The organism is Virgibacillus sp. W0181, from assembly GCF_051846915.1.
Taxonomy (GTDB): Bacteria; Bacillota; Bacilli; order Bacillales; family Amphibacillaceae; genus JBPYCR01.
Genome location: NZ_JBPYCR010000036.1, coordinates 1 through 22,895, shown reverse-complemented (window position 1 = coordinate 22,895; position 22,895 = coordinate 1). Strand labels below are relative to the sequence as shown.

Here is a 22,895-nt window from a genome sequence, read left to right as displayed (position 1 = left end):
TTAGAGCTTTAGTTCCCCCATGCGAAGTAGCTCTACTACAGCTTGAGAACGCCCTTTGACACCTAGTTTTTGCATAGCATTTGAAATATGGTTGCGGACAGTTTTTTCAGATATGAAAAGTTCTTGGGCAATTTCCTTCGTTGTTTTGTCTTGTACTAGGATTTCGAATACTTCTTTTTCACGCTTCGTTAATAGTTTTTTAGGTTTATGATCGTTGGTGTCTTTCAAATGTTAACCCCTCCTTGCTGTCATAGAGATGCAGAATGAAGGGTAATTATTTAGTCATTTATAGCTTATGAAAACGAACCATAAACAGTGCGTCTTATTAGCATACGAATAAAAAAGTGCATTTTTCTCATACAAATGGATTTAAATTGTAAATAGTAATATTAAAATATGTTAAAATATGTGACGTATGATTTTTTGCTTAGGATGAATTTAGGTTCAAAATAAGAGTGTTGTTGATTTAAGAATTAATCACGTTAACTGGACGACTAAAAAGCAAGCTAACAAAGATTGTGATGCTTCTGGCAGACGGGATATTCGAATATACGTTTTACCCAAAAGAGATATGATCATTTATGTAAGAAAGAATTGAAATAAAGGTAGTTTTTTAAAGATAAACATTGCAAAGAATTACGCATAAAAAAGGTTTATTACTTTGCTTATTGCATAATTAAATGGAAAATAACAAGAAATAAGGTGAGCTTTTGGAACGATCTATTGGCGTTATCGATTCAGGTGTCGGAGGATTGACGGTAGCTTATGAATTAATGCGACAGCTGCCGAAAGAAAACATTATTTACTTAGGTGACACGTTAAGGTGCCCATATGGGCCTCGCTCACAAAAAGAAGTTCGGCAATTTACATGGGAAATGGTTCATTTTATGCTGGAAAAGAATATAAAAATGCTTATTCTAGCTTGTAATACTGCTACTGCATTTACGTTAACAGAAATACAACATACGTTAAAGATCCCTGTTCTCGGCGTCATACAACCAGGGGCAAGGGCAGCCATAAATAAAACAAAAAACAGTCACGTTGGGGTAATTGCTACTGAAGGCACGATTCGCAGCAATGCTTATCCACAGGCGCTTAAAAATATTAATGAGAAAATTGAAGTTTATTCTTTAGCCTGTCCGTTGTTCGTACCAATGGTTGAACAAGGGATTGTAGAAGGGGCCGAAGCGACTGACATTGTGAAAGAAGAGTTACGCTCACTGAAAGAACATCATCGAATGGACACATTAATATTGGGTTGTACTCACTATCCGATTATAGAGAACATTATTCGTTCTGTAATGAAACCACATGTATCCATTATTTCATCTGGAGAAGAAACAGCGAGAGAAGCAAGTGCAATATTGGAATTTCATCACCTGTTAAACAACGGGGAAAAGCCTTCAGAGCACCAATTTTATACAACAGGCGATTTGAACCAGTTTAAAAAGTTGTATGGAAGGATTTTCAAAGGAAAAATGGAGCATGTACAAGCTGCTATAATGAAACAAGCTTGTCTAGGGTCGTTATAAAGGTTATAGAAATTCCTCGCATCTCGCTTCAATGAAGTGCCACGGTGCTTTCAAATAAAAAAGAAGCTATTTTCGTTTATTATATTTGGTCTAAATTTTAAAAAAGCTCGTATACATAATAGTACAAACCATCATAGGAGGGTACGACATGAAGAGAAGGGTCTTGTTACTATTATGTTTACCAACGATGCTTGCACTCTTATTAGCGGGGTGTTTTCAAGGAGAACAGTCAATGGAGGAAATAGATACTCCACCGGATGCAGAGGCTGTTGATCAGCAAGAAAGTGAGTCAGACAGTGATGGAGAAAAAGTCGTTAATAAGGAAACGGATGATGACGAACAAGCAACTGAAACTGTTCCAAGACAGTTATATTTATTGGATGCAAACGGGATGGTGGCAGCTCAAACAGTAGAACTGCCCAAGCTTGAGTCAAAAGAAGTTGCTACTCAAGTACTTTCATACTTAGTAAAAGATGGTCCTGTCATGCAAATACTTCCAAATGGATTTGAAGCGGTGTTGCCAGCAGGAACGGAAGTGTTAGGCTTAAATCTTCAGGATGACGGGTCATTAGTTGTGGACGTTTCAAACGAGTTTGCAAATTATAAAGCGGAGGACGAATTAAAAATCCTTCAAGCGATGACCTATACGCTTACACAATTTGAAAACGTCGAACGTATAAAACTATGGGTCAACGGGGAACCGCAAACGGAAATGCCTGTAAATGGCACGCCAATTACCGAAGGATATTCCAGAACGAATGGAATAAATATTATTAATACGGATACGCTTGATTTACTTACAAGTGAACCTGTAACAATGTATTATCCCGCCGAATTTAATGAAAATCGCTATTTTGTACCTGTCACTCAATATGTTGAAGGAAACAATAAAGAAAACTATGATTCTATTGTAGAAAGCTTACTAAAAGGTCCAATGTATGATACGAATATACTGCATGTATTTAATTCAAAAACGTCTTTAATAAACAAACCAGTATTAAAGGATGGTATACTGGAGCTTGTATTTAATGAGAGCATTCTAAAAGATCCTGAAAAGAAGATAATTTCCGATGAGGTTGTAGAGACATTAGTACGTACGTTAACGGAACAACAGGATATAGATGCCGTTCAAATAAAAGTGGAGAACACGAATGAGCTTGTAAATGAAAATGGAGAAATATACGCTGAACCGGTAACGAATAAAACATTTTCAATTACAGAAACATTGTAGAGAGGCGATTTTCACAAAGCCTCTTTTTATTTTTTTATTGACTATGTTTCTTTTTTAGAAATTATGGTAAACTATGTGGTGGATTAGGAGGAAATAGGTATGAGAAATGATGAACGAAAAAACAACCAGTTAAGGCGGTTGCAAATCACTACTGGTTATATTAAACATCCAGAAGGCTCCGTATTAATTGAAATGGGCGACACAAAAGTAATATGTAATGCAAGCGTTGAAAATAAAGTGCCTCCATTTATGCGCGGACAAAATAAAGGTTGGATAACGGCTGAATACTCCATGCTCCCCCGTGCTACCGAGCAACGAAACATTCGCGAGTCGTCACGAGGAAAGATAGGCGGAAGAACAATGGAAATTCAGCGATTAATTGGCAGAGCATTGCGTTCTGTCGTTGATTTGAAGAAAATAGGAGAACGAACAGTATGGATTGATTGCGACGTCATTCAGGCTGATGGAGGTACTAGAACAGCTTCCATTACGGGGGCATTTGTGGCAATGGTATTGGCATTTGGCAAATTGCTTGATGCAGGAACAATTGAAAAAATGCCGATTACCCAATTTCTAGGTGCAGTATCCGTCGGTGTTCTCTCTGATCAATCCGTTGTGCTTGATTTGAATTACTTAGAAGATGCTCGAGCAGATGTCGATATGAATGTTGTGATGACAGGATCCAATGAATTTGTTGAAATCCAGGGAACTGGCGAAGAAACAACATTTACACATGATCAATTAATGGACATGCTTCAAATTGCCAATGATGGGATCCAACAAATTTTTAACGGTCAAAAGGAAGTTCTCGGTGAATTAGCTGAAAGAATTGGAGAATAAAATGGTGTACGTAGGTGAAATGAATGAAAAACATTGTTATTGCTACAAAAAATAAAGGAAAAGCAAAGGAATTTCAGTCGCTTTTTCAACCGTTTCATGTTCAAGTTCTATCATTATTGGATTTATCCTTTGAGGTGCCGGACATTAAGGAAACAGGCACAACATTTGAAGAAAATGCAAAAATAAAAGCTGAAAAGATTGCTTCTATTTTGCAGACAACTGTGCTTGCTGATGATTCCGGTTTAATTATTGATGCGCTTGGCGGCAGACCAGGAGTTTACTCAGCGAGGTATGCTGGAGAGTCAAGCAGTGATCAGGATAATATAAATAAGGTAATGAATGAAATGAACGCTGTTTTACCAAAAGATCGAACTGCGCGATTTGTCAGTGTCATAGCTGTAGCGGTTCCCGGGCAACAAACATTTTTTCGAAAAGGCACTTGTGAAGGGGAAATCGCATTAACCGAATCCGGAACGAATGGATTTGGATATGATCCGATTTTTATTCCAGTAGGGTATAAAAGAACAATGGCTGAGCTGTCAGCTGAAGAAAAGAACAACATCAGTCATCGGACAAATGCACTTGCTAAATTAGAGGATTGGTTAGCTAGCAATTGGTTAAAAGGGGAGTAGCATGAGAAATAAAGTACTGGTTATGAGTGATAGTCATGGTTTAATAAACGAAATCTCTGAAATAAAAGCAAGCCATCAATGCGATTTTTATATTCATTGTGGTGATTCTGAGCTTCCGTTAGATACTCCTGTTCTGAGGGATTTTATTTCGGTAAGAGGAAATTGTGATTTCCAGGCTGCTTTTGAGCAGGAAAGATTTATGATGATTGGTGGAATAGCTTTTTTTATAACGCATGGTCATCTATATAACGTGAAATCCGATTTAATATCACTTGCATATCGCGCTCAAGAAACAAATGCACAAGTAGTTTGTTTTGGTCATTCCCATGTTGCCGGCGTAATTAAAGAAGGTAAGCAATTGTTTATTAATCCGGGTAGCATTCGTATGCCACGAGGTCGTAAAGAAAAAACGTATGTCATAATGGAATGGAATTCTTCAGATATGATCCATATTAATTTCTATACATTAACGGGTGAAAAAGTAGAGGCACTTTGTAATACATTCTCTCTATCAGAATAACGGGCTATTTGAACAGGTGAAAAAAGAAAAATTTCATTGTAACGGTTGACAATCGTTAGGTAAGTGCATATAATAATCTTTGTCGCCCTAAGATGCAATTGACGAAATATAATTAGTAAACTTTGATTACCAATAAGTATATTGACGAGCCATTACACTTTCGATTGGTCAAAGCTGAAAACAAGCGGGTGTAGTTTAGTGGTAAAACTCCAGCCTTCCAAGCTGGTATCGTGGGTTCGATCCCCATCACCCGCTCCAATATGTCCCAGTAGCTCAGTAGGATAGAGCAACAGCCTTCTAAGCTGTGGGCCGGGGGTTCGAATCCTCCCTGGGATACTATTTTACTAGTAAGAAACCTGCAAAAATAAAGCAGGTTTCTTTTTCATTTTTTAGGGAAACTATTACATAGAAAGGTATCCTATAAAGTAATCAGTTCGGAGGTGATGTCATGCAACAGAAGCAAGAGAAGATTGTAATTTTTCCTAAATGGAAATCTTATTTGGAAAAATCGGGCATGGAAGCATTAGAGCAAAAAAATTATAAAAAAGCATTAAATGATTTCAACCAATTACTTTCGTTCCAAGTTCTCCATCATAAAATAATATTGGGCAAACTTATATGTCTAATGGAGCTTGGCTATACTGAGGAAGCACAGCAATTATGCGAAGAAAAAATGAATGAAGCAAATGTGCACTATTACGAGTATTTGCAAATTTATGTAACATTGTTATTTCAAACGGATCAATATGAAGCAGTGCTTGAACAAATTGAGCTCGAACGTAATAGCAAACAGTTACCCGAAGATATGGAAGATTATTTCCGACAACTGTATCAATTAAGCGAGCACATGAACAACGACATCATTGTTGAAAAATCAAACTTTTACGCGGATGAATTAAAAAGTGCGATAGAAGAAAAAAACGAGAAAAAACAGTGGCAGCTTATCCAGCAGCTTAGAAAACTTCATTATCCCCCGTCTGATGAATTGGTTGAAATTTTGTCAACTAAAAATGTACATCCAGTAGTAAAGACGGCAATTTTTTTATGGCTTCAAGATATAGAATATAATAAAGCAGTTGAAATACATAAGTTAGATCGTCAGGATATTTTCTATCCAAATAATGTTCTACACATTAAAGATAACCATACATATAAAGAAATTTTATTACTTATGAATAACTTGGAACAGCAAAATCCGACTTTATATAATATGATTGAACAATTATTGTACCGGTATACCTTTGTTTTACACCCATTTTCTTTTCGGGAACATGAAACAAATGAATTAGCAGACGCGCTACTGTACCTCGCAGAGACTTATTTGAATATCCAATCAAAAAGAAGTAAAATGCATACAGAGGAAATAATCGATTGTATGGAAGAAATTAAATTATATAATGCATTATACTTATCCATAATCGAGGAATAACATAACCACAACATCGCTTGAAACGAATGTTAATTATGTTATAATTAAATGGTTGTAAATTTAATTATAATATAAGAATGATTGTAAACGAAGAAACAAATGGAATTAAATAGATTTTGGAGGGAAAGTTATGTCAGCAAATTGGGAAAAATCAGAAGGTAATGAAGGTGTTCTAACGATTCAGGTTCCAGCGGAGGAATTTGATCAAGCGCTAGATCAAGCGTTTAAAAAAGTAGTAAAAACAGTACAAATACCTGGGTTTCGTAAAGGTAAAATACCACGCAAACTATTTGAAAGCAGATTTGGTGTTGAATCTTTATATCAGGATGCAGTTGACATCGTTTTGCCTGACGCTTATATGAAAGCTGTTGAAGAAACAGGAATACACCCAGTGGATCAGCCTGAAATTGACATTGAAGAAATCGAAAAAGGCAAAGAATTGACTTTTACAGCAAAAGTAATCGTAAAACCAGAACTTACACTTGGTGAGTATAAAGGTTTGGAAGTAGAGGAAGAATCGGTTGAAGTGACGGATGAAGACGTCGAAGCTGAATTAGAAGCAATGCGCGAAAAACAAGCGGAACTCGTTTTAAAGGAAGATGGTGAAATTGAAAACGGCGATACTGTCGTAATCGATTTTGAAGGATTTATGGACGGCGAAGCATTTGAAGGCGGAAAGGCGGAAAACCATTCATTGGAAATAGGTTCCGGACAGTTTATTCCAGGTTTTGAAGAGCAATTAATCGGAAAAAGTTCCGGGGATGATTCCGAAGTAGACATTAATTTTCCTGAAGACTACCATGTGGAAGAATTAGCTGGAAAAAATGCTATCTTCAAGGTGAAAATACATGAAGTTAAAACAAAGGAATTACCGGAACTAGATGACGAATTTGCAAAAGATCTTGAAAATGAAGATGTTGATTCGCTTGCAGCGTTGAAAACAAAGAAAAAAGAAGAACTTGTAAAACAGAAAACACAAGAAGTTGAAAATAAAAAACGTGAATCTTTAATTGAACAAGCTTCAAGCAATGCGGAAGTAGATATTCCAGATGCAATGGTTGAATCAGAGCTGGATCAAATGGTAAAAGAATTTGAACAACGATTGCAAACGCAAGGTATGACTATGGAGATGTATTTCCAGTTCTCTGGTCAGGATGAAAATGAATTTAAAGAGCAAATGAGAGACGATGCCAAAAAGCGTGTGAAAACGAATCTTACTTTAGAAGCTATTGTTCATCAGGAAGATCTTGAAGCAACGGAAGAAGATGTAAATAAAGAACTTGAAAATATGGCAGAAATGTACAACATGGAAGTAGAACGGATTAAAGAAATGCTTGGAGAAAATACAGATGCGATAAAAGAAGATCTGAAAATGAAAAAAGCAATCGACTTTCTCCTTGAGGAAAGCAAAACAGTTTAATTACGATTGTATATTTTAATGAAACAAGGTGCAAAAACTATTTTTGCACCTTGTTTCCACTTATATAGTACATAAAAGCGAATGATTCAAGTATAATAGACAAAGGATGAAATTAAATATTTGTCCTTTACCGATTAAAGAAGTATTTTATTTGATAAACCCTTCAATAGAGAGTAGTATAATCTAATTAAGAGTGTATTATTTTGTTTTCCAATATTGTTTTGATATGATGACTATGAAACAAAGTATGGTGTACGAAAAGTATGAGAGCTATTCGTTTAGGGGTGAAATATAATTATGTTTAAATTTAGTGAAGAAAAAGGTCAGCTGAAATGTTCATTTTGCGGAAAGGGTCAAGAGCAGGTTCGTAAATTAGTAGCAGGGCCTGGTGTTTATATATGTGATGAGTGTATTGATTTATGTACTGAAATTGTGGAAGAGGAATTAGGTACAGAAGAAGAGACAGAGTTCAAGGAAATTCCGAAACCGAAAGAAATTTGTGACATACTTGATGATTATGTAATCGGTCAAGAGAAGGCAAAAAAGAATTTATCTGTTGCAGTATATAATCATTACAAACGGATTAACGCACCGAAGAATGCAGATGATGTCGAGGTGGCAAAAAGTAACATAGCCATGCTGGGTCCAACTGGGAGCGGTAAAACATTACTTGCACAAACATTGGCACGCATTCTTAACGTTCCATTTGCCATGGCGGATGCAACTTCTCTGACTGAAGCTGGGTACGTTGGGGAAGATGTGGAAAACATTTTATTGAAATTGATTCAATCAGCCGATTATGATATTGAAAAGGCAGAAAAAGGGATTATATATATTGACGAAATTGATAAAGTAGCTCGTAAATCTGAGAATCCTTCAATAACACGTGATGTATCCGGTGAAGGAGTCCAACAAGCACTGCTTAAAATACTGGAAGGAACGGTTGCCAGTGTACCACCACAAGGTGGAAGAAAGCACCCACATCAAGAATTCATACAAATAGACACAACAAATGTATTGTTCATTGTTGGAGGAGCATTTGACGGGATCGATCAGATCGTTAAACGTCGATTAGGCAAAAAAGTTATCGGTTTTGGTGATAATAATCAACAAGAAGACTTGGAACTTGGTCAATTGCTTTCAAAAGTATTGCCGGAAGACTTGCTCAGCTATGGTTTAATTCCGGAATTTATCGGCAGACTTCCTGTCATTGGAAGCTTGGAGCCATTGGATGAAGAAGCTTTAATTGAAATTTTGACCAAACCGAAAAATGCATTAGTTAAACAATATGAGAAATTATTCTTGATTGATGATGTGGAATTGGAATTTGAAGAAAAAGCTCTAACTGCTATAGCAAAAAATGCCATGGAGCGTAAAACAGGAGCTCGTGGACTTCGCTCAATAATTGAAAACATCATGCTCGAGATCATGTTTGAAATTCCGTCACGAGAAGATATTAAAAAGTGTATTATAACTGAAGATACGGTCACTGAAGAAAACGGCAGCCCGAAGCTGGTATTCGATGATGGAACAGTAAGAAATGGGATGAAGAAATTCCCAAGAGAAAGTGCATAACGGTATAGCTGAACGATAGACTGACCTGGTTTACCGGCTCCCGATGAATTTATTCATTGAAAACAAGGGGGCTCAGGTAACCCTTTGAGTCAGTCTTTTTTTCAGTTATGTATATAGATAATATTGAATAAGTAACATATTATCCTGTATGTGATCGATGTCCGGTGTGCAACTTGCCAAAAAGAAGCGTTTAGGTTGAGGGCTTCCGGCCATACTAATAATGTTTATTATTATCTGTGTAAACATACAATTTCCACTTTGTTAATGTTACATGTTATTTTTTAGACGGAGGTACTAACAATGAATAAAGATACGAGTCAAATCCCCCTCCTTGCATTGCGCGGAATTATCGTATTTCCTTCGATGGTGATGAATTTGGATGTTGGGCGGGAAAAATCCATTGCTTCACTGGAAAAAGCAATGATGGATGATCAACATATTTTTCTCGCTGCTCAAAAAGAAGTAAGTATGGAAGATCCTACACCTGCAGATATTTACCGGGTTGGAACGCTTGCTAAAATAAAGCAAATGATGAAACTTCCGAATGGGACAATACGGGTACTAGTGGAAGGGCTTTATCGAGGAGAAATTATTCAATACTTAGATGAGGATAAAGAATTTAATGTGGAAATTGAAGAAGTAAAAGAAAAACACGGCGATTATCACGAAGAAGAAGCCTTGATGCGTTCACTTCTTGAACAATTTAAACAATACATAAAGATATCTAGAAAAGTAACGGATGAAATTTTTGCGACGGTTGCTGATATAGATGAACCAGGCAGACTTGCAGATTTAATCACATCTCATTTAACGATCAAAATGAAAGAAAAGCAAGAGCTTCTTGAAAAAGAGCACGTAAAAGAACGTTTACAACACTTGCTACATATCATTTCCAATGAAAAAAAGGTGTTGGATTTAGAAAGAAAAATCGGCAAGCGTGTCAAAACGTCGATGGAGAAGACCCAAAAAGAATATTACTTACGCGAACAATTAAAAGCAATCCAAAAAGAACTTGGCGATAAAGACGGAAAATCTAGTGAGACCGAGCAGTTAAAGGAAAAAATCGAACAGGCAGACATGCCGAGTCGGATTAATGAAGTTGCGATGAAAGAATTGGATCGATTTGAAAAGGTCCCACAAAGTTCCGGGGAAAGCTCTGTAATAAGAAATTACCTTGAATGGTTAATTTCCTTACCTTGGAGTAATAAAACAAAAGACACAATTAATATAAATAAGGCACAAAAGATTTTGGATAAAGATCATTATGGATTAGAAAAAGTAAAAGAACGTATATTGGAGTATTTGGCTGTACAAAAGTTAACAAACTCAATTCGCGGCCCCATTCTTTGTCTTGTTGGTCCTCCAGGAGTCGGAAAAACGTCACTAGCTCAATCCATCGCACGATCAATTAATCGCAAGTTTGTCCGCATATCACTTGGAGGCGTTCGGGATGAAGCTGAAATAAGAGGCCATCGCCGTACATATATTGGTGCGATGCCAGGCCGAATTATTCAAGGAATGAAAAAGGCGGAAACAATTAATCCAGTATTTTTGCTTGACGAACTAGATAAGATGTCGAACGACTTTCGCGGTGATCCTTCGTCTGCAATGCTTGAAGTGCTTGATCCGGAACAGAATAGCAATTTCAGTGATCATTTTATTGAAGAAACGTACGATTTATCCAATGTTCTTTTCATTGCAACTGCCAACTACGTGAATAACATTCCCGGACCGCTTCTGGATCGAATGGAATTGATTTCGATTGCGGGGTATACGGAAATAGAAAAACAGCATATCGCAAAAGAACATTTATTACCGAAGCAAATTAAAGAAAATGGGCTAAAAAAGGAAAATCTGCAGATTAGAGATGAAGCATTATTACAGCTCATCCGTAAATATACACGAGAAGCTGGTGTACGAGGTTTGGAAAGACAACTCGCAACACTTTGCCGGAAAGCGGCGAAAATTATTATTTCCGGTGATAAACAACGTGTGATTGTTACCGACAAAACACTAATTGATTTATTAGGTAAGCCAATATATCGTTATGGACGTATGGAAGACGAAGACCAGGTCGGAACTGCAACTGGATTAGCATACACTGCAGTAGGCGGTGACACATTGTCCATTGAAGTTACCCATTATCCGGGTAAAGGAGAATTAACACTGACCGGTAAACTTGGAGATGTGATGCGTGAATCAGCACAAGCAGCATTTAGTTATATTCGTTCACGTGTAACTGAACTGAAGATTGATCCCGACTTTTACAAGAATTATGATATTCATATTCATGTACCAGAAGGAGCTACCCCTAAAGATGGACCTTCAGCAGGCATCACAATGGCGACTGCGCTTGTCTCTGCTCTAACCGGACGGGCAGTTCGTAAAGAAGTCGGCATGACCGGTGAAATAACGCTGCGAGGACGTGTACTTCCGATCGGTGGATTAAAGGAAAAATCTTTGAGTGCTCATCGGGCAGGAATAACTGAAATAATTATCCCAGCAGATAATGAAAAAGATATTGATGATATTCCGAAAAGTGTTCGGAATGATTTAACGTTTATAAAAGTAAATCATTTGGATGAAGTGCTGAGGCATGCACTTGTGAGTGACAAACAATGAAAGTAACAAAAGCCGAGTTCATCATTAGTGCTGCTGAAAAAACTCAATACCCGTCTTCTGGATATCCGGAAATTGCGTTGGCCGGAAGATCAAACGTTGGGAAATCCTCCTTTATAAACCGAATGATTCAGCGCCGTAATCTTGTTCGTACTTCTTCAAAACCGGGTAAAACACAAACGTTAAATTTTTACTTGATAAATGAATTCTTTTATTTTGTCGATGTACCCGGTTATGGATATGCTAAAGTTTCTAAAAAGGAACGGCAAAAATGGGGAAGAATGATGGAGACATACTTTGAGTCAAGAGAACCTCTTCAAGCGGTGGTTTTAATAACCGATATTCGTCATCTCCCTACATCCGATGATATTCAAATGTACGATTATTTGAAGTATTACGATATACCGGTCATCGTTATAGGGACAAAATTGGACAAAGTTCCAAAAAATAAACGATCAGCTTACCTTAAACGGTCAAAAGAAACGCTAAATCTTCAGGAAAAGGATTATTTAGTTCCTTTTTCGGCGGAAACAGGTGAAGGAAAAGATCAAGCGTGGAGCATATTAAGAAGCTTTCTATAAGTGGTTGTTTAAGATCCTCCAAATATCCGGTGAAAATTGCACATAAAAGAATCTTCAGCTAAGTAACGAATTATAAGACTGAAAAAGGCCACTTCTACATGTGAAGTGGCCTTTACATCTTTAATTATGTCTTTTCAATAGATATAAACCAAACACAATTAAAACAATCGGCCAGAACGTTTTAATGAAATCAATAATATAATAAATCCATTGCAGCCATTCGGGGATGTTTTCTGAAAAGATCATAAAAACTGAAATGCTAATCAATATAAGGGCGGTCCATAAACCACGCTTCGTCCGTAAATAACGGACGAGAAATGCGATTCCAACGATCATAGGATAGACGGCCCAATGATCAAGCCAAAAACTGTAATTTTGCAGCCCATGAAAATGGATTCCAAGACCCAGTAAAAGTGTTCCTGTAAATAAATTAGCGTACTCTCTTGTTGAATAACTATGGAGCAAAAAGGCAATGCCGATGATGATCAAAAATGTTGGCCATGAGTAAAAATTTTGAAAGACAGATAATTGCAGCTGTTCAATAAGAAAATAAACCCCAGTGCCGATTAAAACGTATGCTGTAAAAACATTTTGTTTCTTCATCTTTCTCCTCACTTATAAATGACTTTTATTGTAAGTTGTATTGCTTGAAATTATACAGTTGAAATGATAGTGTACAAAGCGAAATAATGATTACCTTTTGTATATTTTAACATAATGTTTAAATCTGTTCATATTTCATCGGGATATCGTTGAAAAATCATGATATACTAAGGACAATTGAGTGTTATAGACTATTTATTGTTTTTTTAAGGGGCAGATTATGATGCACATATTAAAAGTAGGTTTAAACTATAAAAAAACCCCTGTGGAAATAAGGGAGAAACTGACATTTTCTGAATCAACCATTGAAGATGCAATGACCCATTTAAAAAATGAGAAAAGCATTTTGGAAAATGTCATTATATCAACATGTAATCGTACGGAAATTTATGCAGTAGTTGATCAGTTGCATACTGGTAGATATTATATCAAACAATTTCTGGCCAATTGGTTTCAAATTGATAAAGAGGATTTTACGACTTATTTGCACATTGTCGAGAATGATGGGGCAATTGAGCACTTATTTCGTGTTACCGCAGGATTAAATTCAATGGTGCTTGGGGAAACTCAAATTCTCGGTCAAGTAAGAGATGCTTTTTTAACCGCGCAGAAGATCAAAACAACCGGGACTATCTTTAATGAATTATTTAAACAGGCAATTACGTTTGCCAAACGATCCCATAAGGAAACAGCTATAGGAGAACAAGCCGTTTCTGTAAGTTATGCTGCGGTAGAACTAGCGAAAAAAATATTTGGTTCGATGGACAATAAACATGTCGTTATATTTGGTGCGGGAGAAATGGGGGAGCTTACGGCTAGAAACTTGCACGGTTCTGGCGCTAAAAAGATGACTGTTGTGAACAGAACAATGGAAAGAGCGCAAGAATTGGCCGGTAAATTTGGTGCAGAAGCTGCACAGGCAGACCAATTGCTTGAAATCATGAAAGAAGCGGATATTTTAATTAGTTCTACCGGTTCACAAACCGCCGTACTATCAAAAAAAGAATTCGCTCCCATTCAAAAGATGAGAAAAGGAAAGCCTTTATTCTTAGTCGATATTGCCGTGCCAAGAGACTTAGATCCTTCGATTAGTGAACTGGACAGTGTATTCCTTTATGATATTGATGATTTACAGCATATCGTAGACAGTAATCTTGCTGCTCGAGCAGAAGCTGCTGCAGAAATTGAATTATTGCTGGAAGCAGAAATTATTGCATTTAAAGAATGGGTTACAACACTTGGAGTTGTTCCAGTTATTTCTGCATTGAGGGAAAAAGCACTGACCATCCAAGGTGAAACGATGGAAAGTATGAAAAGAAAAATTCCTAATCTAACCGAACGTGAACAAAAAGTAATTAGTAAACATACGAAAAGCATTATTAACCAACTATTGAAAGAACCGATTATCCAAGCTAAAGAACTTGCTGGTACAAATCATGCTGATAAGGATTTAGCTTTGTTTGTTGATATTTTCGGTATCGATAAGGAAGTAAAAAGAGAAGTTGAAAAACAAGTGGAACAGACGAAATCCTTTATAAAGGCCCAGGAGAATAGAAAAGGGTCCTCTCCGTTAATCGATAAATTCATTCCGAATTAAAGAGAAAGGAAATGCTATGTTTGCTGCAAAATGGCTGTATGAAATTATTCTTTTGATTTATGGTATGAGTTTACTTGGGTACTTTATTGATTTCATTAAAAGCAACCGAAAGCTGAATAAAATATCCTTTTGGTTGCTTAGTATTGTTTGGTTGATCCAAACGATCATCCTATATAACCAGGCGTTTGTCGAAAAAAACTTTCCCATTTTAACATTAAACGATGGGTTATTTTTTTATGCTTGGATACTTATTTTATTTTCGCTTATTATCAATCGGCTTTACGCTATACATTTTATTATTCTATTTACGAATCTATTCAGCTTTTTTATTTTATTACTTGCTATATCACTGAACGCCCAAGATCAAGTGCATCCGCAAGGGGTTGCATTCGTGCATGAAATACTCATCATTCATATTACCCTTGCAATAATATCATACGGCTTTTTTACAATTTCATTTTTATTAGCCCTTATGTATCTACTGCAATATCAATTTATAAAAAGAAAAAAAGGCATACAGTGGATTTGGCGGTTTGGGGATCTTTCCAGACTAAATTCATTTGCCTTTACGTTTGTCATGATAGGTGTTCCTCTATTGTTAATTGGTGTTATTTTGGGGGTTGTATGGGCTTATGTATCAGGTGCAGAGTTTTATTGGTTTGATTTAAAAACAATTGGCTCTATACTTGTACTGGGTGTTTATATATTGTATCTGATCCTATGGGTTGGTAAAGGGTATCGAGGAAAACCAATTTCTATTTACAATGTAGCTGCTTTCCTCGTGTTATTAATTAATTTCTTTCTATTCGGTGTTTTATCCAATTTTCATTTTAAACCGTTTTAAGGAGGGTGTACATGCGTAAATTTATTATCGGTACGAGAAAAAGTAATTTGGCATTAACTCAGACGAATTTAGTAATTGAATGGTTAAGAAATACAACGACTAAAAATGAATTTGAAATAAAAGAAATGAGTACAGCAGGTGATAGAAAATTAGACGTTTCTCTTGCCGGGTTAGGTAGTGGCGGTGTCTTCATTGATGATATAGAGCGTCCGTTATTAGAAGGGGAAATTGATTTTGCAGTGCATAGTATGAAAGATTTACCAGTGAAAATGAAGGATGAACTTGTGATTGCATCTATTCCGGTAAGAGAAAACGCAGCGGATGCTTATATCGGTCGCAATAATGTGAAGCTGCATGATTTACATCCGGGTGCTGTAATTGGAACAAGCAGCATGCGCCGGGCAGCACAAATTTTGGCTGTACGTCCGGACCTTAAAACACATTGGATACGCGGAACCGTTGAATCTCGATTAAAACAGCTGCATGCGGGTGATTTTGATGCGATTATTTTGGCTGTTGCCGGATTAAAACGACTTGGAATGGAAGATGAAGTAATTACAGAAAAGCTACCTTTGGATACGTTTGTTCCTGCGGCCGGTCAAGGGGCACTCGCCATTCAGTGTAGAAAAGCTGATACGGAAACGGTAAAAGTTTTGGAAAAAATAAATGATGATGACGCATATAATGCGGTTATGACGGAACGAAAATTTACACAGTTATTGGACGAAGCTGACCAGGCACCAATTGGCGCTTATGCTTATGTGGAAGAAGGGAAGATAGTCTTACATGCAACTGTTGTTTCGTTGGATGGAAGTGTATTTTTAAAAGAAACAACTGATGGCTATGATATTGATGATGTCGCTCATACGGCTGCTGAAAAATTTATGAATAAAGGTGCCAGAAAAGTTATTGACGCTGCTAAGAAGGAGCTAAATTCGTAATGACCCTATCTTTGCAGCAAAAAAAAATACTAGTTACGCGTGAACAAAAACAAGCCTTTATTTTTTCCGAGAAAATCAGACATCATGATGGGGTATCTGTGGAAGTCCCATTATTGGATATTATGTGTAAAAAAACGTCGCATAAAGTAGATGTATCCGAGTATGATTGGGTTTTTTTCACCAGCGCAAATGGCGTAGAGTGCTTTTTAAAAACAAATAGATTTGCGGGTATGAAGCCTTCCTTTGCGGTTGTCGGGCATAAAACAGAGCATGCATTGAAAAAGTTCGGTTGTCGTGCTCACTTTGTTCCCTCAATATATAATGCAGATGTGATGGCGAAGGAATTTATGGAGAAGCATCCAAAGGCAAAAAAACTGCTTCTCGTAAGAGGAAATCGTTCTCGCGATGTATTACCGAAACAATTTACACGGCATGGCATGCTATTTGATACAATTGAAGTATATGAAACGAATTATAATCAAAGTTCGAAAACACAGCTGCAACAATTGTTTCAAACAAATCATTCCATTGATTTCATAACGTTCACAAGCCCATCAACAATTGATGCGTGTATGGAGTTTATTGATGATACAAATACGATGGAGAACGTTTTATCAACGGTATGTGTTTGCATTGGTACAACAACTGAAAAGCGTGCAAAAGAAGCGGGCTTTCAGAATGTACTCGTTCCAGATGTTTTTACGATTGAAGGGATGATTGATCAGATGAGTCGTTATTTAATGAAGGAAGGTAGATATTCATGATCGAAAAATACGAATTTAAGCGTCACCGCCGCTTGCGCTCATCGTCGGCAATGCGCGACATTGTACGTGAAACAACATTACAAACGGATGATTTTATTTATCCACTATTTGTATTGGAAGGGGAACATATAAAGAATGAAGTTTCTTCCATGCCAGGTGTCTATCAGTTGTCTCTTGACCAGTTGACATCCGAAATGGCTGAGATTACTGACCTTGGAATAAAAGCAGTCATGCTCTTCGGTGTACCGGATGAGAAAGATGCACAAGGTACAGGTGCTTTCATACAGGATGGAATCGTTCAGCGAGCTACACGAATTATTAAAGAAAAATACCCTGAACTGTTGGTTATAGCTGATACTTGTTTATGTGAATATACGTCGCATGGCCATTGTGGCGTCATTGAAAATGAAGATGTACATAATGATCATTCATTGCCACTACTTGCAAAAACAGCTGTATCTCAAGCGGAAGCAGGTGCAGATATTATTGCACCTTCAAACATGATGGACGGATTTGTTGTTGCTATAAGGGATTCGCTTGATCAAGCCGGATTCGAACATATTCCAATTATGTCCTATGCAGTAAAGTACGCATCTGCTTTTTATGGACCATTCAGAGATGCTGCGGACAGTACACCACAGTTTGGTGATCGCAAAACATATCAAATGGATCCTGCCAATCGTTTGGAAGCACTGCGCGAAGCAGAATCAGATATAGAGGAAGGTGCGGATTTTCTTATTGTAAAACCGGCACTGGCTTATTTGGATATTGTTCGAGACGTAAAAAACAATATAAACGTTCCTGTTGTCGCTTATAACGTAAGTGGGGAGTATGCCATGGTAAAAGCCGCTTCATTAAATGGATGGGTAAATGAAAGAGAACTTGTTCTCGAAAAACTGACTGCAATGAAACGTGCAGGAGCTGACATGATCATGACGTATTTTGCGAAAGATGCAGCAAAGTGGTTAAATGAATAAAAAATACAAAGAGGTGGTTTGTAATGAAAAACTTCGAGAATTCTTTAGATGCTTATAAAGAAGCGGTTGACTTCATGCCAGGAGGTGTGAATTCACCTGTTCGTGCCTTCAAATCCGTTGGCATGGACCCAATATTTATGGAATCGGGAAAAGGTTCAAAAATCGTTGATGTTGATGGGAACGAATATATTGATTATGTGTTAAGCTGGGGACCGCTGCTTTTAGGTCATGCTGACGACCGCGTCGTTTCCAAATTAAAAGAAGCAACGGAAAAAGGAACAAGCTTTGGTGCTCCAACAATTCTGGAAAATAAATTAGCACAACTTGTGATTGAACGTGTTCCATCGATGCAAATGCTTCGAATGGTAAACTCCGGGACAGAAGCAACGATGAGTTCCTTAAGGTTAGCCAGAGGATATACCGGCCGAAATAAAATATTGAAATTTGAAGGTAATTATCATGGGCATGGTGATTCACTACTAATTAAAGCAGGTTCAGGTGTTGCAACACTTGGATTGCCGGATAGTCCAGGGGTCCCTAAAGCTATTGCTGAGCAAACGATAACCGTACCTTATAATGACACGGAGAGCGTCCGATATGCGTTTGAAACATATGGTGAGGACATTGCTGCAGCCATTATAGAACCAGTTACCGGTAATATGGGTGTAGTTGTACCAGAAGCAAGTTTTTTGCAGGAACTTAGAAATATTACAGAAGAATACGGCTCGTTATTAATTTTTGATGAAGTAATGACTGGTTTTCGGGTCGGACTTAACTCCGCACAAGGTTATTTTGACATTACGCCTGATTTGACATGTTTAGGAAAAGTAATCGGTGGTGGACTTCCGGTTGGCGCATATGGCGGCAAACGTGAAATTATGGAACATATCGCACCTGTTGGAAATATATACCAAGCAGGAACATTATCCGGAAATCCATTAGCCATGACAGCTGGATACGAAACACTTCGAGCGGTGGAACAAGCTGATTATGATGAAATGAATGTAAAAGTCGATCAGCTAATAGAAGGTTATCGAGCAGCTGCTGACAAGCATAGTATACCATTGCAAATTAATCGAGCAGGCTCCATGGTAGGTGTTTTCTTTTCTAATGAACCTGTAACTAATTATGAAACAGCTCAAAAGGCAGACCTTGAGTTGTTTGCAAAATATTATCGTGGCATGATTGAAGAAGGGATTTTCTTGCCGCCATCTCAATTTGAAGGGCTATTTTTATCAACTGCCCATACGAAAGAAGACATTACCCAAACGATTCGTGCAGTGGAAAAGGTGTTTTCAACACTTAAATAGTCCGGCATGATCGAAAATCTATTTTATCATTGAATAAAACAAGCGTACCGAAATCCGGCACGCTTGTTTGTTTATGCACTTTTTCTTTGCAATGGTTCGATGTGCTTTTTATGGTATCGATTGCCTAAATAGCGAAGAATAAAGAACTGAGCCACAATACCTAGTATTAATAGCACAATGCTACTTCCGATAATTGTATATGATAAATACATGATACCAGTTAAAACAGCTGGTACTATTGCATATGGCATTTGGGTTTTTACATGGGCAATATGATCAGATCCAGCAAAGATCGATGCCATGACGGTTGTATCTGATATTGGAGAAACATGGTCACCGAAAATAGCTCCGGCAAATACTGCTCCAATCGCCATATGGATCAATGGCTCTCCTCCGATATTAAAAGAAAGTGGTACAGCAATCGGTGTTAAAATAGCCATCGTCCCCCATGAAGTACCAGTCGCAAACGAAATAAACATCGCAATCACAAATACTAAAAATGGTAATAGAGCTGGTGTCATCCAGCTTTCAGTCGTATTGACAACAAATTCAGCCGTTCCCAATACATCTGTAACTGTTCCGATTGACCAAGCCAATACGATAATGATTAATGCAGGTAACATTGTACCAATACCGCCAAGTAGGGTTTCTTCAATTTTCTTGAAGCCTGCACCTTGAATCAAAGCCAAAATAATGCCAATTGTCGACATGGCAAACGCGCCCCATGTTAAAGCTACTGCTACATCCGTATCAGCAAGCGCATCCATCAGTGATTTTCCTTCAGCTCCTCCGCCGGTATACCATAAACCCCACACACTAACAGAAATAAGGGTAACTAACGGAAGAATAAAGTTCCAAATATTCCCGCCTTCTTTTTTAAATGGTTCACCAAGGTCTTGCTCAACCGAAGAAAGCGGTGTAGCACCGTCTGCAATTAACTGACCCGTCGTTTCTGCTCGGTGCTCTGCCTTTGCCATTGGCCCAAAGTCTTTACCCATAATGATCATTGGTACAGCGAACAAGCAAAGAATTGCATAAAAGTTCCATGGAATCGATTGCAGAAAAGCGAAGTAAGGTTCAATCCCGACAATTGCTGCACTTGCCATTGCACCAGCGATCAGTGAAACCTGAAAACCGATCCAGTCCGAAACCGGGCCGATTGTCGCCATAGGTGCTGCTGTTGTATCAAGTACGTAAGCAAGCTTTTCCCTTGAAACTTTATTTTTTCCGGTAATATCCTTGGAAGCGTTCCCAACGATGACGGAGTTAACATAGTCGTTAAAAAAGATAAGGATACCTAGAATATATGGTAAAAACAATACCCGTCGTTTCGTTGTTAATTTCTTTTCTAGGACCCGAATTAAACCTTCTGAGCCGCCTGTCTTAAACATAAAGGCTGCCCCAATCCCTAATAAAGCTACCATGACTAGAAACCTTGCGTTCCAATCATCTACCATGACATCTTTCATCCACGTGAATGTCAGGGCAACTGCAGAAAAAGGATTTCCCCCCGCAGCGATGACTCCTCCAATCCAAATACTAATGAATAAAGAAATGAGTACCCGTCTTGTTACAATTGCAAGAACTACGGCAACAATTGGTGGTACAATTGAAAGAAACTCCATTTTTAAATCCCCCTTTTTTATATGTTTGTTTTATACAATGAAGTAAAAAACTTACAAGTGATTATATCAAACTACAAATAGAGAGTAAAGAAAAGTTAGAAATGATTGAATTTAAATTTAAACCTTTAGAAATTTTTAAGACTCTCTCCACTAAATGATAGTCTAAAATTCGTTTGAACAGAAAAAAGATTGAGGCCCGGCGGGGTCGGGTAACACAGACGTCGTAATCGAGGCTGCTGAAAAAGTTGGCTTTATTTAAAAAATAAAAAGGTGTAAGAAAAAAGGAGTAAATTTTCATGATTATGATCAGAAAATACTTCTTTTTTTCTATTTCACAGGTGTTTTATTCACCTATTTTTGATTTATTAACTTGGTGATCCTTTTCATATTAGCCACGAATACGGTGGCGGCTCCTTGAATTTTCATGCCAATCAGACCCGAGGAATTGGCTTTTACATACCCGTGTCTGTGTTTTAATTCGCTGTTTTTAGCTTCAATTTTATAACGCTCTTTCGCTAATCGTTTGAATGCTTCTGTTTCTTGGAATGCCTCCTGAGCAATATGTTCAGTCGATTTAATTGTTACCGAATAGGTTTTTGTTTTTGCTCCATTTTTGTAACAACCATCACGCAGTGGACATACCTTACACTTTTCTACATCAAAATAATATTTTAACTGCGTATTTTTTGATGAATCATCTTTTCTTTTTTTGACTGATTTTTTTACCGCTAAATGCCCTGCTGGGCATACATACATATTTGCGTCTTTATTAAATTCGAATTCCTTTCCTCTTTCACGCTTTCCATTCGTAATAACAGGGTGTAAGCGGGAAATAAATTGTTTTTCTCTTTTTTTCATATATTTTAGATTATCTTTACCCGAATAGGCAGTATCTCCAATCACCGTATCCACTGTCATGCCATTTTTCTCGCTAGTCTCCACTAATTCCTTTAGATATTTTGTATCACTTTTTTCACCTGAAGTAACTACCGCTGCCGTAATGATACGTTCATCGGACATTGCGATATGCGTTTTATAACCTAAAAATGAATAATCAGTCGCTTTATAGCCTTTTCGAGCATCGGGATCTCCACCGTAATTCGCTTCTTCTTGAATATCATCTATGATTTCCTTTACCATATTGATTTTTTCTTTAACGACCGGCAATTGTTTTAATGGTTCCTCTTTTTCTATGACATCGATTACGGTATTCGTATACGCCAGTTCCTCTTCCAGCGAATTAGTAGTTGGCTTGGCTGGGAACTTTCCTTTAATGGATGCCTGGTGTTTATAGACCGTCTTACGCAATAATTTAGATTTTTCTTGGACATATTCTTTAGCCATTTTCGCATGGAAACGGGATGTCGTATGCGTGGCGTCTACAATAATCGTATTACTCGCCAACACCTCATGTTGCAGGGCTAACTCAACCGTCTTATCCACAAGCAGATCCATTAAGTTTTTATCCTTCAAACGTAGTCTGCGGAATTTGGTTAGAGAGCTTGAGTGGATGACAGAAGCTTCCGGAACGAGATCCAAAAAATATTTAAAAGACAAGTCATACCTAGCGCGCTCTACTAAGTCTGCATCCGACAAATCATAGATTTGTTTCAGAAGAAGATACTTAAACATTCGAACAGGCGGCTCGGCATTTCTTCCATTATCTAAACAGTATTTGTCTTTTAGCTCCTCTTCAATAAAGCTGAAATCCACTAACTCTTTCATTTGACGAAGGAAGTTATCTTTCGGAATCAACATATCGTAAAGTTCGTCGTGTGCGCTTAATGGTAATGACGGTTGTCGTTCTAACATTGGAAATCCCCACTTTTAAATATAATAAGTCTATTATAAACTA

20 protein-coding genes and 2 tRNA genes are annotated in these 22,895 nt (G+C 37.4%); 18 read left to right on the top strand and 4 right to left on the bottom strand.

Annotated features, from left to right (window positions below):
• Nucleotides 1–228, bottom strand: a complete 228-nt coding sequence (locus tag ACLIBG_RS12855) for a helix-turn-helix domain-containing protein (RefSeq protein WP_439313169.1) — start codon at nucleotides 226–228, stop codon at nucleotides 1–3.
• A 482-nt stretch (nucleotides 229–710) separates the two neighbouring features.
• Between ACLIBG_RS12855 and racE the strand changes: the two genes are divergently transcribed.
• The 12 genes from racE to yihA all read left to right on the top strand — a co-directional run bounded on the left by racE (nucleotide 711) and on the right by yihA (nucleotide 12,379).
• A complete protein-coding gene (racE, locus tag ACLIBG_RS12850) occupies nucleotides 711–1,532 on the top strand; it encodes a glutamate racemase (RefSeq protein ID WP_439313168.1) in 822 nt (273 codons plus the stop codon).
• A 148-nt stretch (nucleotides 1,533–1,680) separates the two neighbouring features.
• On the top strand, nucleotides 1,681–2,763 hold the full coding sequence (locus ACLIBG_RS12845) for a GerMN domain-containing protein (RefSeq protein ID WP_439313167.1): 1,083 nt from the start codon (nucleotides 1,681–1,683) through the stop codon (nucleotides 2,761–2,763).
• Between the two features lie 99 nt (nucleotides 2,764–2,862).
• Entirely contained in the window at nucleotides 2,863–3,603 is a 741-nt protein-coding gene (rph, locus tag ACLIBG_RS12840) for a ribonuclease PH (protein WP_439313166.1), read from the top strand.
• Between the two features lie 23 nt (nucleotides 3,604–3,626).
• On the top strand, nucleotides 3,627–4,235 hold the full coding sequence (locus tag ACLIBG_RS12835) for an XTP/dITP diphosphatase (protein ID WP_439313165.1): 609 nt from the start codon (nucleotides 3,627–3,629) through the stop codon (nucleotides 4,233–4,235).
• Nucleotide 4,236: 1 nt separating this feature from the next.
• Nucleotides 4,237–4,755 (top strand): metallophosphoesterase family protein, encoded by a 519-nt coding sequence (locus tag ACLIBG_RS12830; protein WP_439313164.1) that lies wholly within the window; start codon nucleotides 4,237–4,239, stop codon nucleotides 4,753–4,755.
• Between the two features lie 184 nt (nucleotides 4,756–4,939).
• Nucleotides 4,940–5,013, top strand: a tRNA-Gly gene (locus ACLIBG_RS12825).
• Nucleotides 5,014–5,017: 4 nt separating this feature from the next.
• Nucleotides 5,018–5,091: transfer RNA gene (locus ACLIBG_RS12820), tRNA-Arg, on the top strand.
• Nucleotides 5,092–5,203: 112 nt separating this feature from the next.
• Nucleotides 5,204–6,184 (top strand): tetratricopeptide repeat protein, encoded by a 981-nt coding sequence (locus ACLIBG_RS12815; protein ID WP_439313163.1) that lies wholly within the window; start codon nucleotides 5,204–5,206, stop codon nucleotides 6,182–6,184.
• A gap of 130 nt (nucleotides 6,185–6,314) precedes the next feature.
• Nucleotides 6,315–7,604: a trigger factor gene (gene tig, locus ACLIBG_RS12810; protein ID WP_439313162.1), complete on the top strand. Its 1,290-nt coding sequence runs from the start codon at nucleotides 6,315–6,317 to the stop codon at nucleotides 7,602–7,604.
• 297 nt (nucleotides 7,605–7,901) lie between these two features.
• The gene (gene clpX / locus ACLIBG_RS12805) at nucleotides 7,902–9,179 is read left to right on the top strand and encodes an ATP-dependent protease ATP-binding subunit ClpX (RefSeq protein ID WP_439313161.1); all 1,278 of its coding nucleotides are present in this window, start codon (nucleotides 7,902–7,904) and stop codon (nucleotides 9,177–9,179) included.
• A 300-nt stretch (nucleotides 9,180–9,479) separates the two neighbouring features.
• On the top strand, nucleotides 9,480–11,801 hold the full coding sequence (lon, locus tag ACLIBG_RS12800) for an endopeptidase La (RefSeq protein ID WP_439313160.1): 2,322 nt from the start codon (nucleotides 9,480–9,482) through the stop codon (nucleotides 11,799–11,801).
• Nucleotides 11,798–12,379, top strand: a complete 582-nt coding sequence (gene yihA / locus ACLIBG_RS12795) for a ribosome biogenesis GTP-binding protein YihA/YsxC (RefSeq protein ID WP_439313159.1) — start codon at nucleotides 11,798–11,800, stop codon at nucleotides 12,377–12,379. The genes lon and yihA overlap by 4 nt, the downstream gene beginning before the upstream one ends.
• A 120-nt stretch (nucleotides 12,380–12,499) precedes the next feature.
• Here the strand turns inward: yihA and ACLIBG_RS12790 are convergent, their stop codons facing one another.
• A complete protein-coding gene (locus tag ACLIBG_RS12790; protein ID WP_439313158.1) occupies nucleotides 12,500–12,982 on the bottom strand; it encodes a LiaI-LiaF-like domain-containing protein in 483 nt (160 codons plus the stop codon).
• A 223-nt stretch (nucleotides 12,983–13,205) separates the two neighbouring features.
• Here ACLIBG_RS12790 and hemA point away from each other — a divergent pair, with 223 nt between their 5' ends.
• Genes hemA through hemL form a run of 6 tightly spaced genes read left to right on the top strand, consistent with a single transcriptional unit; the run spans nucleotide 13,206 to nucleotide 19,415 of the window.
• Entirely contained in the window at nucleotides 13,206–14,579 is a 1,374-nt protein-coding gene (hemA, locus tag ACLIBG_RS12785) for a glutamyl-tRNA reductase (RefSeq protein ID WP_439313157.1), read from the top strand.
• Nucleotides 14,580–14,595: 16 nt separating this feature from the next.
• The gene (locus tag ACLIBG_RS12780) at nucleotides 14,596–15,423 is read left to right on the top strand and encodes a cytochrome C assembly family protein (protein WP_439313156.1); all 828 of its coding nucleotides are present in this window, start codon (nucleotides 14,596–14,598) and stop codon (nucleotides 15,421–15,423) included.
• Between the two features lie 11 nt (nucleotides 15,424–15,434).
• Nucleotides 15,435–16,364, top strand: a complete 930-nt coding sequence (gene hemC / locus ACLIBG_RS12775) for a hydroxymethylbilane synthase (protein ID WP_439313155.1) — start codon at nucleotides 15,435–15,437, stop codon at nucleotides 16,362–16,364.
• A complete protein-coding gene (locus tag ACLIBG_RS12770; RefSeq protein WP_439313154.1) occupies nucleotides 16,364–17,128 on the top strand; it encodes a uroporphyrinogen-III synthase in 765 nt (254 codons plus the stop codon). The genes hemC and ACLIBG_RS12770 overlap by 1 nt, the downstream gene beginning before the upstream one ends.
• A complete protein-coding gene (gene hemB, locus ACLIBG_RS12765) occupies nucleotides 17,125–18,105 on the top strand; it encodes a porphobilinogen synthase (RefSeq protein ID WP_439313153.1) in 981 nt (326 codons plus the stop codon). Before ACLIBG_RS12770 ends, hemB begins: the two co-directional genes overlap by 4 nt.
• 23 nt (nucleotides 18,106–18,128) lie before the next feature.
• A complete protein-coding gene (hemL, locus tag ACLIBG_RS12760; RefSeq protein ID WP_439313152.1) occupies nucleotides 18,129–19,415 on the top strand; it encodes a glutamate-1-semialdehyde 2,1-aminomutase in 1,287 nt (428 codons plus the stop codon).
• A gap of 71 nt (nucleotides 19,416–19,486) precedes the next feature.
• Here hemL and ACLIBG_RS12755 read toward each other — a convergent pair whose 3' ends face one another.
• Nucleotides 19,487–21,040, bottom strand: a complete 1,554-nt coding sequence (locus ACLIBG_RS12755) for a Na+/H+ antiporter NhaC family protein (RefSeq protein WP_439313151.1) — start codon at nucleotides 21,038–21,040, stop codon at nucleotides 19,487–19,489.
• Between the two features lie 351 nt (nucleotides 21,041–21,391).
• Nucleotides 21,392–22,852: an IS1182 family transposase gene (locus tag ACLIBG_RS12750; protein WP_439311245.1), complete on the bottom strand. Its 1,461-nt coding sequence runs from the start codon at nucleotides 22,850–22,852 to the stop codon at nucleotides 21,392–21,394.
• Between the last annotated feature and the right edge of the window lie 43 nt (nucleotides 22,853–22,895).

Bases quoted from the DNA above. Each gene is read 5' to 3' on its own strand.
- ACLIBG_RS12845 (WP_439313167.1), top strand. From the start codon at position 1,681: ATGAAGAGAAGGGTCTTGTTACTATTATGTTTACCAACGATGCTTGCA.
- rph (WP_439313166.1), top strand. From the start codon at position 2,863: ATGAGAAATGATGAACGAAAAAACAACCAGTTAAGGCGGTTGCAAATC.
- ACLIBG_RS12835 (WP_439313165.1), top strand. From the start codon at position 3,627: ATGAAAAACATTGTTATTGCTACAAAAAATAAAGGAAAAGCAAAGGAA.
- ACLIBG_RS12830 (WP_439313164.1), top strand. From the start codon at position 4,237: ATGAGAAATAAAGTACTGGTTATGAGTGATAGTCATGGTTTAATAAAC.
- ACLIBG_RS12815 (WP_439313163.1), top strand. From the start codon at position 5,204: ATGCAACAGAAGCAAGAGAAGATTGTAATTTTTCCTAAATGGAAATCT.
- tig (WP_439313162.1), top strand. From the start codon at position 6,315: ATGTCAGCAAATTGGGAAAAATCAGAAGGTAATGAAGGTGTTCTAACG.
- clpX (WP_439313161.1), top strand. From the start codon at position 7,902: ATGTTTAAATTTAGTGAAGAAAAAGGTCAGCTGAAATGTTCATTTTGC.
- lon (WP_439313160.1), top strand. From the start codon at position 9,480: ATGAATAAAGATACGAGTCAAATCCCCCTCCTTGCATTGCGCGGAATT.
- yihA (WP_439313159.1), top strand. From the start codon at position 11,798: ATGAAAGTAACAAAAGCCGAGTTCATCATTAGTGCTGCTGAAAAAACT.
- ACLIBG_RS12790 (WP_439313158.1), bottom strand. From the start codon at position 12,982: ATGAAGAAACAAAATGTTTTTACAGCATACGTTTTAATCGGCACTGGG.
- hemA (WP_439313157.1), top strand. From the start codon at position 13,206: ATGCACATATTAAAAGTAGGTTTAAACTATAAAAAAACCCCTGTGGAA.
- ACLIBG_RS12780 (WP_439313156.1), top strand. From the start codon at position 14,596: ATGTTTGCTGCAAAATGGCTGTATGAAATTATTCTTTTGATTTATGGT.
- hemC (WP_439313155.1), top strand. From the start codon at position 15,435: ATGCGTAAATTTATTATCGGTACGAGAAAAAGTAATTTGGCATTAACT.
- ACLIBG_RS12770 (WP_439313154.1), top strand. From the start codon at position 16,364: ATGACCCTATCTTTGCAGCAAAAAAAAATACTAGTTACGCGTGAACAA.
- hemB (WP_439313153.1), top strand. From the start codon at position 17,125: ATGATCGAAAAATACGAATTTAAGCGTCACCGCCGCTTGCGCTCATCG.
- hemL (WP_439313152.1), top strand. From the start codon at position 18,129: ATGAAAAACTTCGAGAATTCTTTAGATGCTTATAAAGAAGCGGTTGAC.
- ACLIBG_RS12755 (WP_439313151.1), bottom strand. From the start codon at position 21,040: ATGGAGTTTCTTTCAATTGTACCACCAATTGTTGCCGTAGTTCTTGCA.
- ACLIBG_RS12750 (WP_439311245.1), bottom strand. From the start codon at position 22,852: ATGTTAGAACGACAACCGTCATTACCATTAAGCGCACACGACGAACTT.